Origin of the sequence: Roseiarcus fermentans, assembly GCF_003315135.1 — a bacterium.
Lineage (GTDB): Bacteria > Pseudomonadota > Alphaproteobacteria > Rhizobiales > Beijerinckiaceae > Roseiarcus > Roseiarcus fermentans.
On sequence record NZ_QNRK01000026.1, the window covers coordinates 68,467 to 83,676 of the forward strand.

The window sequence follows — 15,210 nt, forward strand, 5'->3', positions numbered from 1 at the left end:
ATGGCGCTCGACAAGGCGTTTCACGAGATCCCCGGCACGATCGTGTTCGACGCCGAGCAGGCGCGCAAGGGGTACTGGCTGAACCAGTTCTGCATGTCGCTGATGAAGGCTGAGAACCGCGCGAAGTTCAAGGCCGACGAGCGCGCCTATCTCGACGGCTGGAAGCTCACCGAGGCGCAGAAGCAGGCGGTGATCGACCGCGACCTGAACCGGATGATGGCGCTCGGCGGCAACATCTACTTTCTGTCGAAGATCGGCGCGACCGACGGCAAGAGCTTTCAGCAGATGGCGGGCTCGATGACCGGCATGAGCGAAGAGGCCTATCGCGAGATGATGATCAAGGGGGGGCGCTCGATCGAGGGCAACCGAAGGATCGGCGAGGACGGCGACGCGCAGCGTCCCCGGAAGGACTGACCTCCCCTTTTGACCCGACAAGGACAAGCGACCCATGGCCCGCATCACCGCCTCGCTCTACACCTCGCACATCCCGGCCATCGGCGCGGCCTTCGACCTCGGCCGGACGCACGAGGACTACTGGAAGCCGGTGTTCGCCGGCTACGACTTCGACAAGGACTGGATGAAGCGGCAGAAGCCCGACGTCGTCGTGCTGGTCTACAACGACCACGCCACCGCCTTCAGCCTGGCGATGATCCCGACCTTCGCCATCATGACCGGCCCGGAATTCGCGCCCGCCGACGAGGGCTACGGCGCCCGCCCGGTGCCGACCGTCGTCGGCCATCCGGAGCTCGCCGCGCACATCGCCTCGGAGGTGATCCAGCAGGACTTCGACCTGACCATGGTCAACGAGATCGATGTCGACCACGGCCTCACGGTTCCGCTGAGCTGCGTGTTCGGCAAGGTCGACGCATGGCCGTGCAAGGTGATTCCGTTCGCGGTCAACGTGGTGGTGCACCCGGCGCCCTCGGGGGCGCGCTGCTTCGCGCTCGGGCAGGCGATCGGCCGGGCGATCCGCAGCTATCCCGAGGACCTCAACGTCCAGGTGTGGGGCACCGGCGGCATGAGCCATCAACTCCAGGGGCCGCGCGCCGGGCTGATCAACCGGGAATGGGACAACGCCTTCCTCGACCGGCTGATCGACGATCCCGCGGGCCTCGCGCGGATGCCGAACATCGACTATGTGCGCGAAGCGGGCTCGGAAGGGATCGAACTGGTGATGTGGCTGATCGCGCGCGGCGCGATGGCGGACGTCGCCGGCGGCCCGAAGCCGAAGGTCGCGCACCGCTTCTATCACGTGCCGGCGTCCAACACCGCCGTCGGCCATCTCATTCTGGAAGAGGCCGTGTAGGGCGCGGTCGCTGACCGCGCCGAGGCGGGGTCGCCGACCCCGCCCTACAACAGCGCCCAGCTCGGGGAGCACATATGACCAGGACCATCAAAGTCGCGCTCGCCGGGGCGGGCGCCTTCGGCCTCAAGCACCTCGACGCGATCCGGCTGATCGACGGCGTCGAGGTGATCTCGCTCGTCGGCCGCGAGCGCGACAAGACCGAGGCGGCGGCGAAACACTACGGCGTCGGCCACGTGACCACCGAGCTGTCCGAGACGCTGGAGCAGCCCGGCCTCGACGCCGTGATCCTCGCCACGCCGACCCAGATGCACGCCGCCCAGGCGCTCCAGTGCCTCGACGCCGGCAAGCACGTCCAGGTCGAGATCCCGCTCGCCGACCGTCTCGCGGACGCCGAGGCGGTGGCGGCGAAGCAGAAAGAGACGGGCCTCGTCGCCATGGTCGGCCACACCCGGCGCTTCAACCCGAGCCATCAGTTCGTGCGCCAGCGCATCCTCGCCGGGGAATTCCATATCCAGCAGATGGACGTGCAGACCTACTTCTTCCGCCGCACCAACATGAACGCGCTCGGCCAGCCGCGCAGCTGGACCGACCACCTGCTCTGGCACCACGCGGCGCATACCGTCGACCTGTTCGCCTGGCAGGCGGGCTCTTCGATCGTCAAGGCGAACGCGATCGAAGGGCCGATCCATCCCACGCTCGGCATCGCGATGGACATGAGCATCCAGCTCAAGGCCGAGAACGGCGCGATCTGCACGCTCTCCCTGTCTTTCAACAACGACGGTCCGCTCGGCACCTTCTTCCGCTACATCGGCGACAGCGCGACTTACATCGCCCGCTACGACGACCTGTTCACCGGCAAGGAGGAAAAGATCGACGTGAGCAAGGTCGACGTGTCGATGAACGGCATCGAGTTGCAGGACCGGGAATTCTTCGCCGCCATCCGCGAGGGGCGCGAGCCCGTCGCCAGCGTCGCCGACGTGCTGCCCTGCTATCGGACGCTCGCCGCGCTCGAGGCGCAGCTCGCGGCGGGGTGAGGGCTGTGGGGCTGCCGAGCCCTTGACCCTGCGGCGTCCGGACTCCATCTTGACTTCGGCGAACGGCCGCCGGTGAAGCAATGACGAATGCGACCCTGAAGAACGACACCGTCACCGATCGAACCCGCCTGGCGATCCAGGAGACGCTGGCCGGACGCGGCCCGCGGTTCTCGGCGCTGCTGTTCGTCGGCCCCGCGGTGATCGCCTCGATCGCCTATATGGATCCGGGCAATTTCGCGACCAACATCCAGGCCGGCGCGCGCTACGGCTACGCGCTCCTTTGGGTCGTGCTGATCGCCAACGCCATCGCCATGCTGTTCCAGGCGCTGTCGGCCAAGCTCGGCATCGTGACGCGGCGCAACCTCGCGGAATTGTGCCGCGACCGGCTGCCGAAGCCGCTCGTCTATGCGCTCTGGGCGATCAGCGAATTCGCCGCCATGGCGACTGACCTCGCCGAGTTCATCGGCGGCGCGGTCGGCCTGTCGCTGCTCCTGCACATTCCGATGCTGATCGGCATGGGAATCGTCGCGCTCCTGACCCTCGCCATCCTTCATATCGAGCGCTGGGGTTTTCGGCCGCTGGAGATGGTGATCGGCGCCTTCGTCGCCACCATAGGCCTGTGCTATCTCGTCGAACTCGTCATCGCGCCGGTGGATTGGGCCGCCGCCGGCCGCGGCCTGGTGACGCCGCAGCTGCCGGACGCGGCGGCGCTGACGCTCGCCGTCGGCATCGTCGGCGCCACCGTGATGCCGCACGCGATCTTCCTGCATTCGGGTCTGACCAGCGTGCGCGGCGCCGCGCGCGACGACCGCGAGCGGCGCATGCTGGTCCGCTTCTCCAATATCGAGGTGATCGTCGCGCTGACCGCCGCCGGTCTCGTCAACATGGCGATGGTGATGATGGCGGCGAGCGCCTTTCACGCCGGCCACAGCGACGTGGCCGAGATCGAGACCGCCTATGCCACCCTGACCCCGATCCTCGGCCCGGCCGCCGCGGCGGTGTTCCTGACCTCGCTGCTCGCGTCGGGCATTTCGAGTTCCGCCGTCGGCACGATGGCGGGCCAGATGGTGATGCAGGGCTTCGTCGGCTTCAAGATCCCGGTGCTGGCGCGCCGGCTGATCACCATGGTCCCGGCGTTCGTCGTCGTCGCGCTCGGCGTCAACGCCACCGATGCGCTGGTCTATTCGCAGGTGGCGCTGAGTCTCGCCCTGCCGGCGCCGATGATCGCGGTCGTGGTGTTCACCAGCCGGCGCGACATCATGGGCGCCTTCGCCAACTCGCGCCTGATGCAGGCCGCGGCCGTGACCGGGACGGTCGCGATCCTGGCGCTCAACGTCGTGCTGATCCTGCAGACGCTCGGCGTGCCGATCCCGGGGCTGGCGGCGGGGTGAGGCGCGGCCTCGGACCGGGTGGATGACCAGCCGGGCGCGGGCGTGACGCCCGCCGAACCGGGCGCGCTGCAGCTCCGACGACCGCGGCGCCGCGGTGATGGTCCGGATCGTGCGCGGCGAATCAATTTCTGACTGGCGCGAACCCGAAGCCGCCGGCGGGCTCTCTTGACCTCTGAACGCTCCTGCTCGAGGGGCGCTCAAGGCGAGGGAGACTTTTTCAATGTGGTATCGGAAAAACGTCGGTGGACTCGAACGCTGGAGCCGGCTGTTGGCCGGCGCCCTGATGGCGCTGTGCGGAGCGATCGGACTGAAGATGTCGATGCTGGGCATTTTGCTGGTCGGCGCCGGGGCCTTCACCGCGATGACCGGGCTGGTCGGCTATTGCCCGGCCTGCGCGGTCGCGGGCCGCAAGCGCCCCGGCGACCGGTAAGCCTCGGCGATGCCCGTCTCCCCGGAGTTGCTGCTCGCGGCCCAGGCCGGCGACAATCAGGCGCTCACCCAATTGCTCGGGCAATTGCGGCCGGACATCCGCCGCTACGCGCGCAGGCTGTGTCACAGCTCGTCCGCCCTCGAAGACGTCGTGCAGGAGGCGCTGATCGTCGTCTATCGCCGGGTCGGCGCCGTCCGCAGTCCGGCTGCCTTTGCGGCATGGCTGATGAAAATCGTCGGCCGCCTCTGTATGTTGCCCGCTCTGATGCTGATGCGCGGCGTCGAGGAGCTCGGCGACGTCGAGGAGCGCGGACGCCTCGCCCACGTTTCCCCGCTCGACCTGCGGCTCGATCTCGTCGCCGCGCTCGAATCGCTGCCCGCGACGCACCGCGAAGTCGTCCTGTTGCGGGATTTCGAGGAGATGACCATCGGCGAAATCTCCGCCCGCATCGGGCTCGGCCGTGAGGCGACGAAGAGCAGGCTGCGGCGCGCCCGCGTTCTCTTGCGCGATTACCTGACGGACGGAGAGGACCGATGACGATCGATTTGCGGCGACGCGAGCATTCGCTGTTCGGCAGCGCAAGCATGACCGCCCATGTGGCGCGCGGGGCGGTCGCCGCGCTTCTCCTGACTTGGGCGACGGTCGGCGAGGACTCGCATCCGTGGGCCTCGCTCGCCGCGGGCGCGGTTGCGCTGGTCGCGCTGCGCGGCTGCCCGGTCTGCTGGACGATCGGGCTCTTCGAAACGATGCGGGCCAAGCGTCCCTAGCGCCTCGCCCGGGGCCGGTCGCCCGACCGGTCCCGGGCGACCGTCTCGCCGCCTACCGCAGCGCCCCGGTAAAGGCCTGGATCTTCTTGCAGGCGTCTTCGAGCTGGGCGAGCGAGGTCGCATAGGAGACGCGAAAATTCGGTCCGGCGCCGAAGGCCGAGCCGTGCACCACCGCAACGCCGGTCTCCTGAAGAAGCTCCGTCACGAAATCCTCGTCGGTCTTGATCACATTCCCCGACGGCGCGGTCAGGCCGATCGCCTCGGCGACGGAGGGATAGACGTAGAAGGCCCCTTCCGGCTTCGGGCACTTGACGTGCCTGGCCTGGTTCAGCATCGACACCACCAGGTCGCGCCGCTCTTCAAAGGCCTTGCGCCGGACAGGAATGAAATCCTGCGGCCCGTTGAGCGCCTCGACCGAGGCCCATTGCGCGATCGTGCAGGCGCCCGAGGTCTGCTGGCCCTGCACCATGTCCATCGCCTTGATGAGCTGAGCGGGACCTGCGGCGTAGCCGATGCGCCAGCCGGTCATGGCGTAGGCTTTCGACACGCCGTTCATGGTGAGCGCCCGCGACTTCAGGGACGGCTCGACCTGCACCGGGGTGGTGAAGACGAAGTCGCCGTAGACGAGGTGCTCGTACATGTCGTCCGACAGCACCCAGACGTGCGGATGCCTGACCAGCACGTCGGTCAGCGCCTTCAGTTCGTCGCGGGAATAGGCCGCCCCCGACGGGTTCGAGGGCGAGTTGAGGATGATCCATTTGGTGCGCGGCGCGATCGCCCGCTCCAGCGCCTCGGGCGTGAGCTTGTAGCCGTCCTCGATCCGGGTCGGCACGATCACCGGCTCGCCGCCGTTGAGCAGCACCATGTCGGGATAGCTCACCCAGAACGGCGCCGGGATGATCACCTCGTCGCCCTTGTTGAGAGACACCAGAAAGGCGTTGTACAAAATCTGCTTGCCGCCGGTGCCGACGATCACGTCGGCGGCCTTGTAGTCGAGCCCGTTCTCGCGCTGGAATTTTTTCGCGATCGCCTCGCGCAAGGGGGGAATGCCGAGCACCGGCGGATACTTGGTCTCGCCGCGCCGGATCGCTTCGATCGCCGCCTGCTTGATGTTGTCGGGGGTGTCGAAGTCCGGCTCGCCGACCGAAAGCGAGATCACGTCGCGGCCCGTGGCTTTCAGGTCGCGCGCCTTCTGCGTGACCACCATGGTCGCGGAAGGTTTGACACGGGACAGCGCGTCCGAGAGGAAAGCCATGGAACCGTATACCTTTTCTAGCCTGGCGAAAGACAGCGCTGCAGCATAGTCAGGCGGAAACCCCGCGGCAACGGCCTTTGCGCCGCGTGTCGACAAGAGGCCCCGTGTCGATCGCCTGCCTTGCGTCAGGCCGCCGCGGCGCCGCCCGCGATCCCGTCCAGGACGGACGCGGCCTCGTCGGTAAGGTCGAGACTGGCGGCCGCGAGGTTTTCGCGCAGATGCCCGAGCGACGAGGTTCCGGGAATGAGCAAAATATTGGGCGCCCGGCGGAGCAGCCAGGCGAGCGCGACCTGCATCGGCGTCGCCCCGAGCGCGCGCGCCACGTCGGAGAGCGCCGTCGACTGCAGGGGCGTGAAGCCGCCGAGCGGGAAGAACGGCGCATAGGCCGTCCCCGCGCCCGCGAGTTCGTCGATCAGCGGGTCGTCCTCGCGGTGGACCACATTGTAGTTGTTCTGCACGCAGACGATATCGGCGATCTTGCGCCCTTCCGCGACCTGCGTCGCCGTCACGTTGCTGAGCCCGATGTGGCGCACGAGGCCCTGTCGCTGCAGCTCGGCCAGCGCCGTCAGCGGCGCCTCGATCGATCCTTCGCTGGGCCCGTGCACCGAGCCCATGATGCGGAGGTTGACCACCTCGATCCCGTCGAGCCCGAGGTTGCGCAGATTGTCGTGAACCGCGCTCGCGAGTTCGTCGGCCGCCATCGCCGGCAGCCAGGAGGCGTCGGCGCCGCGGCGCGCGCCGATCTTGGTGACGATGACGAGATTGTCGGGATAGGGATGAAGCGCCTCGCGAATCAGCGCATTGGTGACGTGGGGGCCGTAGAAATCGCTGGTGTCGATGTGGTTGACGCCGCTCTCGACCGCCGCGCGCAAGACCGCAATCGCGCCGTCGCGATCCTTCGGCGGCCCGAACACGCCGGGTCCCGCAAGCTGCATGGCGCCGTATCCCATCCGGTTCACGGTCCGGTCGCCGAGCTTGAATGTTCCTGCCTTGCTGATGTCGGTCATCGCTCGTCTCCTGTCGATCAGGGCTAGATAGAGACTCGCCGGGCGTGCGATAATTGGCGCTTATCGGAACAGCCTGTTCGGAGAGGCGAACAATGGGCGACAACCTCAGCGACCTCGCCGCGCTGATCGCCGTTGCCCGCGCCGGCGGCTTTCGCGAGGCGGCGCGGAGCGGCGGCGGCAGCGCTTCCGGCTTCAGCGAGGCCGTGAGCCGGCTCGAGACCCGGCTCGGCGTCAGACTCCTCAATCGCACCACGCGCAGCGTCGCGCCGACCGAGGCCGGCGCGCGCCTCCTCGATCGACTGGTTCCCGCGCTGCGCGACGTCGAGGCGGCGCTTGACGTCGTCAACGGGTTCCGCGACCGGCCGGCGGGAACGCTTCGGCTCAACGTGCCGGGGGTCGCTGCGCGCTTCGTCCTGCCGCGCATCGTGCCGCCCTTCCTCGCCGCCTATCCCGACATCGCGCTCGAGGTGATCGCCGACGACAGCTACGTCGACGTGCTGGCCGCCGGCTGCCATGCCGGCATCCGCTACGAGGAGCGGCTCGAACAAGACATGATCGCCATTCCCATCGGCCCGCGCGAGCAGCGCTACGCGACGGCGGCCTCGCCCGCCTACCTCGATCGCCGCGGCCGCCCCGATCATCCGCGCGATTTGCTCGCTCACGCCTGCCTGCGCGCGCGTCCCGGCGCCGCGTCGCCGCCGTGGGAATTCGAGCGCGACGGCGAGATCGTGACGGTCGAGCCGAAAGGTCCGCTGAGCGTCAGGGCCGGGGCGGCGATCGACATCGCGGTCGCTGCGGCGGTCGCCGGCGCCGGCGTCATCCAGTTGTTCGAGGAATGGCTGCGTCCCCATTTCGACAACGGCGCGCTGGAGCCGGTGCTGGAGCCATGGTGGCAACGGTTCTCGGGACCGTTCCTCTATTATCCCGGTCGCCGCCACCTGCCTGCCCCGCTGCGCGCCTTCGTCGACTTCATCGGCGCCTTCCGGTAACGGGCAGGCAGGCGGGTGATTCAAACGACGCGAGCTAACGGAGGCGGCTGCCAGTTCGGCCAACCGCTCCCGCCTGCGGACACTTGGTCTCGCCGCGCCGCGATCGCCGCGTCCTTGGCCGCGATCGCCGCGTCCTTGATGGTGTCGGGCGTGTCGATGTCCGGCTCGCCGACCGAGAGCAAAATCACGTAGCCGCCCGTGGCTTTCAGGCCGCGCTCCCTCTGCGTGACCACCTTGGTCGCGGAAGGTTTGACACGAGACAGCGCGTCCGAGAGGCATAGGAAGACTAACGGCCACAGCAATATCCGGTCGCGCGGCCGTCCGGTTGGCGGGTTCCGCCGAGGCAAAAATCATTTCTATGATGGGAATTTGATGAGAAGCGCTGCTTGTATCGTCATCCTTGGACTTGCAATGGGATCGGCGACCGACTCGCGGGCCAACCCGCGGGCCGGAACGGGATCGTGTCACCAATTGTACGAAAGATGCCTGCTACGCGGGCATTACAGTGAGGAGGTGTGCAAAGGGCTGTACGACGCCGCTTTGAGGGAGGGAGGCGTTTGGGGCTCTCCTGCGGCACGAGACGCACTCCATGCTCACGCCATAGGAAACAGCATTTCATGCCATACCGAAACCTAAGGCGTTTGCGGCGCGATCTTCTGTCGCTTTTTCAGGATCGTGCGCCGGACTCGACACAGTGATACGCGGGCGGGGCCGATTCTCTGGCCTTCACCCGGAAACGGCCCACGCCTTCAGCAAGTGATGCGCGATCGCCATCGGGATCGGCGCCGCGAGCCCGTTCGGGTGGCGCTTCTCCAGCATCGAAAGCGCCTCGTCGCGCGAAAACCAGCGCGCGTCCTCGAGCTCGACGTGATCGACCGTCACCGTCCGGCTCGTGGCCTGAACGAAGCAGCCGATCATCAGCGACGACGGGAACGGCCAGGGCTGCGAGGCGAAGTAGCGCACCGCGCCGCCGGCGATCCCGGCTTCCTCCATGATTTCACGGCGGACGGCCTGCTCGATGGTCTCGCCGGGCTCGAGAAAGCCCGCCAGCGCCGAATACATGCCCTTGGGGAAGCGCGGCTGGCGCCCGAGCAGGCAGGCGTCGCCGTCGGTCGCCAGCATGATGACCACGGGATCGGTGCGGGGAAAATGCTGCATCTTGCAGGCCGGGCACTCGCGCCGCCAGCCGCCGGCGCCGACTTCGGTCCGGGCGCCGCAATTGGAGCAGAAGCTGCGCCGCGCGTGCCAGGCGAGCAGCGACTTGGCCGAGGCGAGAACGCTCGCCTCGGGAGCCGGAACGAGGCCGCCGGCCGCGAGCGACCGGAGGTCGACCAGTTCCAGGTCATGACGGTCGGGAACGACGAGCACCCGCCGGTCGAGAAAGCCGTCGCTCGCGTCCGACTGCTCGACGACCGCGTCGTCGGCGAGCAGGGCTGCGAACACCGGCGCGCCGTCGGGCAGGCGCCCGAGCAACGCCTCGACCCGCGCGGGCCCGAGCGCCTCGGCGTCCGTGAGCGGCAGGAACGGCTCGAGGCCCGCCGCGCCCTTCCGCAAAACCGGCATGTCGCGCGCGATCACGACGGCGCGCGCGTCGGGGCGCGCGCGCAAGCGCGCCACCGCCGCGGCGTCCTCGCGCAGATAGCCGCCGCGATCCAGCGGATCGCACGCATAGCCCAGGCCCTCGAGCGCCGTCATCGGTAACCTTTCTCAAATCGTCAGGGATAACGCGCCCTGAGGCTCGCGGTTCGCGCGTCGTCGGCGTCGATGATGCAGGCGAGCCGCGGATCGCCGCCCTTGGCCGCCATGCCGGCTTCGAACGGCGCAACGTCCTGGCATTCCGAGTCGCGCCACCCGGCCCAGAGCGACTGCGCCTCCGTCAGCGAGCGGCGCCAGCGCCCCTTCTGCGACGACATCAGGCCCTGACGCTGGTCGATCGACTTGAACGCCGCCTCGACCGTCGTGCGCAGGTCCCTTTCGGCCTTTTCGGCCGCCCCGCGCAGGCATTCGGCGAGATCGCGCGCGCCGAGCCGGGCGGTGTCGCAGGCCGTTTGCGACGGACGCGCCGTCTCGGCGGCGGGCGCTGCGGCGGCGCCCAGGATGGAAAGGGCGGCCGCGATGAAAACGAGTCGCATGTTCCGATGGTCCCCTGGAAAACAGTCACCCGCTCGCATTGGCCGAAGCCGGGCGGCCGAGGAAGTCGGCCATTCGTATGAGCGCGCGCTCGATCGCCTCCATCGAGGCGGCGTAGGAGAGGCGCAGGTAGCCTTCGCCGTAGACCCCGAAATCGGGGCCGCCGATCGTCGCCACGCCCGCTTCCTCCAGCAGCGCCGACGCCAGCGGCTTGGCCGCCCAGCCCGTTCCGGCGATGTTGGGAAAGGCGTAGAACGCGCCCTTCGGCGCGATCGCCGTGACCCCCGGAAGCCGGTTCAGCCCCTCGACCACCGCTGTCCGGCGCCGGTCGAACTCGGCCCGCATCGCCTCGACCGAGTCCTGCGGTCCGTCGAGCGCCGCGATCCCCGCGAACTGCGCCGCCGAATTGACGCAGGACCAGGAATTGACCGCGAATTTCCGCACGACCTCCCGCCATGGCCGCGGCCACACCGAATAGCCCAGCCGCCAGCCGGTCATGGCGTAGGTCTTCGACCAGCCGTCGAGCAGGATCAGCCGGTCGCGGATCTGCGGATAAGCGAGGAGCGAGCGGTGCGCGAGGCCATCATAGGTGAGGCGCCCGTAGATTTCGTCCGACAGGATCGCGACGTCCGGATGCGCCGCGAGGCCGTCGACCAGCCTGTCGATCTCGGCGGGCGGCGTCACGCCGCCGGTCGGGTTGGCGGGCGAGTTGAGGATCAGCAGTTTCGTCCGCGGCGTGATCAGCGCGAGCGTCTCCTCGGCCGAGAAGGCGAAGCCGTTGTCCTCGCGCATGCGCAGCGGAACGGCGGTCGCGCCGGTGAACTCGATCATCGAGCGGTAGATCGGGAAACCGGGGTCGGGATAGACGATCTCCGCCCCCTCCCTGCCGAACATCAGGATCGCCATGTGCATGGCGACCTTGCCGCCCGGCGTGATCATCACGCAATCGGGCGAAACCTCGACGCCGAGGCGGCGGTCGAGATCGGCGCAGACGGCCTCGCGCAAGGGGGCGACGCCGGTCGCGTCGGTGTAGCCGTGCTCGCCGTCGCGCAACGCCTTGACCGCCGCCTCGACGATATGGGGCGGCGTCTTGAAGTCGGGTTGGCCGATGCCGAGGTTGATCACGTCGCGGCCCCGGCGCTGCAATTCCGCCGCCCTCGCCAGCACGGCGAAGGCGTTCTCGTCGCCCAGGCGCGCGAAGGCGGGATGAATGGCGATCACCGGAGCGTCTCCCTCGGACGAGGCCTATTTGGCAGGGGCGGGGCCAAGGAGCAAGGGCCTGAACGACCGGGCGAAGGCTGCGTCCTCGTCGAGCGCCGCCGCCGACGCCGCCGCGGCGGAGCCGGCGCGCCGTCCGGCGCCGGCGCCCTATTTCGCCAGCGCCTCGCGCGCCTTTAGGAGCGCGTCCAGCGCCTCCTGTTGCGCCGCGATCCGGTCGGCGGCGCGCGCCTCGTCCTCCCCGCCGGAATAGGCCGCGGCCTGCTCCGTGAGTTCCCTGAGATTGTCGCGCGCGATCGCGATCCGTTCGTCGAGTTCCTGAAGCGTGGCGGAGTCGGACATCGAGGTCTCCATGTTTCGCCGGCCGCCTCTTTCGCAGGAAAGGAAAGGCGCCGGCGCGTTTTTCTCCCTCTCGGGAGCCGAAGCGGAACGGGGAACGGCATTCCCGAATGGCCGGGGCGCCTCGCCCGACGGTTGGGCGGAACGGTCAGGCGTCCGGCCAGAAACTCGCGTCCAGCGTCTCGGCCGGATCCCAGGGGCAGGCCTCGGGAAAGGCGCCTTCGTCGATGCCCGTCTCTCGCGCCGCCTGCGCGACGGCGTCGAGCCACATGGCCTCTCGCCAATCCGGATCGCGCATGACCGCGTCGAGGCTGGGCGTTCCCTTGATCAGGAGCGCAATGCGCTTGCGCTGAAGGTTGATCGTGTTTCGCCAGCTGGCGCTCCGCTTCTCCGACTGGAAGCGCCACTTCAGGAGATGGCCCAGAAGGACCGCCATGCGGCTGGCCAGCTCGCGCTTTTCGCTCTTGCCCACGTCCTCGATCTCGTCAGCCAGATGCTCGATGTCGAGCTGCGAGTAATCCCGCTCGCGCAGCGCGCGGGCCTGCTCCTGCGACCACAGGATCACGTCCGTCTCGTAAGGGGTGTTCAGCGTCTTCGGCATCGAAGCCATCCTGTCGAAACAAAATCGTAAATCTCTTGCCGCCATCGCGCAAACTCGGGAGCGCGACGCCGCGGATGGCGAACCGCCCCGCGGCCCGCGGAACCCTCCCGTGGCCTCGCCCGCCGCGCTCCAGCGCCTTCTCCATGACCCGCCTCAGCCGCGTCCCGATCACGATGGGTTGGTCGGCGCGATCCAGTGCGCGAGAGCCGAGCGCCATTGCAAGATCTTGTCGTCGAACCGCATCGCGTTGGCGGAACTGGTCGAGGGCAAGATCACGCGCTGCAGCGATCCAAGGGCGGACGGCAGTCCGGGGAGAACCTTTGTTTGATAGAGATGGGCAGCCGTCCGCCCATTGAAGCCGATGATTCGAATGTCGGGATGAGACGCGAAAAAGGCCGCGAAATCGTTCGCCACAATTGAGGATCTGTCGATCCTGGCGTCGAGGCTTCCCGGCCGCTTCGCCGACTTGCAGACGTCCCACACAGCGATCCCGGCCGCGCAGAGGCGCCGGCGCCGAAGTTCGTACGGCGAATCGGCGGCGGCGCCGACCAGGGTCTCCATCACCCGCCAGAAGACGTTGGAGCGAAAGGCATAATATTCCTTCCGCTTCAGCGACTCGCCGCCGGGCAGCGTTCCCAGGATCAACACGCGGCCCGCCGGCGCGGCAATCGGGTCGAAGCCGACGTCGGCGGTCAGTTCGCTCATGAGACGAGGCCCTCGCGGAACTCGGCCAGGGCGCTCACATCGATTGTCACCCCAGCGCCTTCTCCAGCACCCGCCGCAGGCGCGCGGCGAAAGCCGGCGGGTCCTCGACCTGGCCGCCTTCGAGCAGCCGCGCCTCGTCGAGAATGAGATGGGCGGAATCCTCGATCAGCGGCTTATCCTGGCCCGCATGCAGTTTTCCCGCCAGCGACACGGTCAGCGGGTGGCTCGGGTTGACCTCGAGAATGGGCTTGGTGCGCTCGTCGAGGCGGCCGTGCGCGGCGAGCATCTTCTCCAGCTGCCGGTCCGGCCCGAACTCGGGCGCGATCAGGCAGGCGACGCTGTCGGTCAGGCGATCGGAGGCGCGCACCTCGGCGACCTCGCCCTCGAGCGTCTGCTTGATGAAGGCGAGCAACGTCGCCACCTCGCCCGAAGCCTCGGCCGGCGGCGTCGCGCCCTCGACGAGCGCGATCGACTTGATGTCGGCCGCGCCCTGGCTCACGGACTTGAACGGCTTGCCGTCGAAGCCGGCCGCCGTCGACACCCAGAACGAATCGACCGCGTCCGACAGCAACAGGACTTCCACGCCGCGCGCGCGAAACCCCTCGAGCTGAGGGCTGGCGGCGAGCCGCTTGGCGTCGTCGCCGGTGAGGTAGTAGATCGCGGTCTGGTTCTCGCGCAACGACGCGACGTAATCGGCGAGGGTGCGCCCGCCGGCGGGATGGGCGGTGGTGGCGAAGCGGGCGATCTTGAACAGGCCGTCGCGCCGCTCGGGGTCCTCGTACAGCCCCTCCTTGATCACCGCGCCGAAATTCTCCCACACCTTCCCGAATTTTTCCGGCTCGCTCTCGGCGAGCTTGCCGAGGTCCTGCACGACCCGGCTCGTCACCCCCTTGCGGATGGCGGCGAAGGCGTCGCTCTTCTGGATCAGCTCGCGCGACACGTTCAGCGGCAGGTCGGCGCTGTCGACCACGAGACGGACGAAGCGCAGCCAGCCCGGCAGGAGGTCGGCGTCCTCGGTGATCAGCACCCGGCGGACATAGAGCTTGTTGCGCCCTTTGCGCGCCGGATCGAACAGGTCGAACGGGCGCGAGCCGGGGATGAAGGCGAGCACGGTGTATTCGTGCCGCCCTTCCGCCCGCCAGTGCAGCGTCAGCGCCGGCTCGTCGAACTGGCCGGAGAGGCCGCGATAGAACTCGGCGTATTGCTCCGGCGTCACCTCGGATTTGGGCTTGGTCCAGATCGCCGACCCGTCGGCGACGCGCTTCGGCTCCTCGCCGGGCTTGGCGACGAAGTCGACCGGCACGGCGACCGCGCCGGAATGATCGCGGATGATCCGCTCGACCCGCCACGGCTCCAGAAACTCCTCCGCTTCCGGATTGAGGTGGAGGACGACGCGCGTGCCGCGCAGGGGGGCCGCGTCGAGCGCGAGGGGCGAGACGGTGAACGAGCCCTTGCCGTCCGACGACCAGCGCCAGGCCTCTTCCGCGCCGGCGCGCCGGGTCTCGACCACGACCTCGTCGGCGACCATGAAGGCGGAATAGAAGCCGATGCCGAACTGGCCGATCAGCGCCTGCGCCTCGCTTTTCGCGTCCTCGGCGGCGAGCTTGTCGAGAAAGGCTTTCGTGCCCGAGCGGGCGATCGTGCCGAGGCCCGAAGTCAGGTCCTCGCGCGTCATGCCGACGCCGTTGTCGGAGACGGTGATGGTCTTGGCGTCCTTGTCGAGCGCGATCACAATCGCGAACGGCGCGCCGTCGGCGATGAGCCCCGGGGCGGCGATCGCCTCGTAGCGCAGCTTCTCGCAGGCGTCGGCGGCGTTGGAGACGAGCTCGCGGACAAAGATTTCCCGGTCGGAATAGACCGAGTGGACCATGAGATGGAGCAGGCGGGACACGTCCGCCTCGAAGCTCTGCGTCGTCGCAGCCTCGTTGGTCGGGGTCTTGGCGTCGGCGGTCAAGGGGCAACCTCGTTTTTTGGAACAGAAGGACGAGACCGGCCAATGATGGCGGCCGGCCCCGATATCGTCGGCTTCGCGCCCGGA

17 protein-coding genes and 1 pseudogene are annotated in these 15,210 nt (G+C 68.4%); 8 read left to right on the top strand and 10 right to left on the bottom strand.

Features of this window, described 5'->3' with window-relative positions:
- From ligA to DFR50_RS21170, 7 genes are all read left to right on the top strand, one after another.
- Positions 1 to 414 carry a protocatechuate 4,5-dioxygenase subunit alpha gene (ligA, locus tag DFR50_RS21140; RefSeq protein ID WP_113891255.1) on the top strand — a complete coding sequence of 138 codons (414 nt, stop codon included), beginning with the start codon at positions 1 to 3 and terminating at the stop codon, positions 412 to 414.
- Between the two features lie 34 nt (positions 415 to 448).
- Positions 449 to 1,306: a class III extradiol dioxygenase subunit beta gene (locus DFR50_RS21145; protein WP_113891256.1), complete on the top strand. Its 858-nt coding sequence runs from the start codon at positions 449 to 451 to the stop codon at positions 1,304 to 1,306.
- 74 nt (positions 1,307 to 1,380) lie between these two features.
- Positions 1,381 to 2,340 (top strand): Gfo/Idh/MocA family oxidoreductase, encoded by a 960-nt coding sequence (locus DFR50_RS21150; RefSeq protein WP_113891257.1) that lies wholly within the window; start codon positions 1,381 to 1,383, stop codon positions 2,338 to 2,340.
- Positions 2,341 to 2,420: 80 nt separating this feature from the next.
- Positions 2,421 to 3,731 carry an Nramp family divalent metal transporter gene (locus DFR50_RS21155; protein ID WP_113891258.1) on the top strand — a complete coding sequence of 437 codons (1,311 nt, stop codon included), beginning with the start codon at positions 2,421 to 2,423 and terminating at the stop codon, positions 3,729 to 3,731.
- A gap of 220 nt (positions 3,732 to 3,951) precedes the next feature.
- Positions 3,952 to 4,161 (top strand): YgaP family membrane protein, encoded by a 210-nt coding sequence (locus tag DFR50_RS21160; protein ID WP_113891259.1) that lies wholly within the window; start codon positions 3,952 to 3,954, stop codon positions 4,159 to 4,161.
- A 9-nt stretch (positions 4,162 to 4,170) separates the two neighbouring features.
- A complete protein-coding gene (locus tag DFR50_RS21165; protein ID WP_113891260.1) occupies positions 4,171 to 4,698 on the top strand; it encodes an RNA polymerase sigma factor in 528 nt (175 codons plus the stop codon).
- Positions 4,695 to 4,928 (top strand): hypothetical protein, encoded by a 234-nt coding sequence (locus DFR50_RS21170; RefSeq protein WP_113891261.1) that lies wholly within the window; start codon positions 4,695 to 4,697, stop codon positions 4,926 to 4,928. The genes DFR50_RS21165 and DFR50_RS21170 overlap by 4 nt, the downstream gene beginning before the upstream one ends.
- A gap of 52 nt (positions 4,929 to 4,980) precedes the next feature.
- On the opposite strand, the gene DFR50_RS21175 is transcribed toward DFR50_RS21170, so the two are convergent.
- Both DFR50_RS21175 and DFR50_RS21180 read right to left on the bottom strand, forming a co-directional pair.
- On the bottom strand, positions 4,981 to 6,183 hold the full coding sequence (locus DFR50_RS21175) for a pyridoxal phosphate-dependent aminotransferase (RefSeq protein WP_113891262.1): 1,203 nt from the start codon (positions 6,181 to 6,183) through the stop codon (positions 4,981 to 4,983).
- 125 nt (positions 6,184 to 6,308) lie between these two features.
- Positions 6,309 to 7,190 (bottom strand): aldo/keto reductase family oxidoreductase, encoded by an 882-nt coding sequence (locus DFR50_RS21180; RefSeq protein WP_113891263.1) that lies wholly within the window; start codon positions 7,188 to 7,190, stop codon positions 6,309 to 6,311.
- A 92-nt stretch (positions 7,191 to 7,282) separates the two neighbouring features.
- On the opposite strand from DFR50_RS21180, the gene DFR50_RS21185 reads away from it, so the two are divergent.
- Complete coding sequence (locus DFR50_RS21185) at positions 7,283 to 8,179, top strand: LysR substrate-binding domain-containing protein (protein ID WP_113891264.1); 897 nt, start codon at positions 7,283 to 7,285, stop codon at positions 8,177 to 8,179.
- A gap of 116 nt (positions 8,180 to 8,295) precedes the next feature.
- On the opposite strand, the pseudogene DFR50_RS21190 reads toward DFR50_RS21185, so the two are convergent.
- The 8 genes and pseudogenes from DFR50_RS21190 to htpG all read right to left on the bottom strand — a co-directional run.
- Positions 8,296 to 8,478, bottom strand: a pseudogene (locus DFR50_RS21190) (aspartate transaminase); the annotation flags it as partial.
- A gap of 427 nt (positions 8,479 to 8,905) precedes the next feature.
- Complete coding sequence (gene nudC, locus DFR50_RS21195) at positions 8,906 to 9,874, bottom strand: NAD(+) diphosphatase (RefSeq protein WP_113891265.1); 969 nt, start codon at positions 9,872 to 9,874, stop codon at positions 8,906 to 8,908.
- A 20-nt stretch (positions 9,875 to 9,894) separates the two neighbouring features.
- Entirely contained in the window at positions 9,895 to 10,311 is a 417-nt protein-coding gene (locus tag DFR50_RS21200; RefSeq protein WP_170153316.1) for a lysozyme inhibitor LprI family protein, read from the bottom strand.
- Between the two features lie 25 nt (positions 10,312 to 10,336).
- Positions 10,337 to 11,530: a pyridoxal phosphate-dependent aminotransferase gene (locus DFR50_RS21205; RefSeq protein WP_113891267.1), complete on the bottom strand. Its 1,194-nt coding sequence runs from the start codon at positions 11,528 to 11,530 to the stop codon at positions 10,337 to 10,339.
- A gap of 147 nt (positions 11,531 to 11,677) precedes the next feature.
- Positions 11,678 to 11,869, bottom strand: a complete 192-nt coding sequence (locus DFR50_RS21210; RefSeq protein WP_113891283.1) for a hypothetical protein — start codon at positions 11,867 to 11,869, stop codon at positions 11,678 to 11,680.
- 145 nt (positions 11,870 to 12,014) lie between these two features.
- Positions 12,015 to 12,467: a DUF29 domain-containing protein gene (locus DFR50_RS21215; RefSeq protein WP_245428013.1), complete on the bottom strand. Its 453-nt coding sequence runs from the start codon at positions 12,465 to 12,467 to the stop codon at positions 12,015 to 12,017.
- Between the two features lie 168 nt (positions 12,468 to 12,635).
- The gene (locus DFR50_RS21220) at positions 12,636 to 13,172 is read right to left on the bottom strand and encodes a DNA-deoxyinosine glycosylase (RefSeq protein ID WP_113891268.1); all 537 of its coding nucleotides are present in this window, start codon (positions 13,170 to 13,172) and stop codon (positions 12,636 to 12,638) included.
- A 46-nt stretch (positions 13,173 to 13,218) separates the two neighbouring features.
- The gene (gene htpG / locus DFR50_RS21225) at positions 13,219 to 15,126 is read right to left on the bottom strand and encodes a molecular chaperone HtpG (RefSeq protein WP_245428014.1); all 1,908 of its coding nucleotides are present in this window, start codon (positions 15,124 to 15,126) and stop codon (positions 13,219 to 13,221) included.
- Between the last annotated feature and the right edge of the window lie 84 nt (positions 15,127 to 15,210).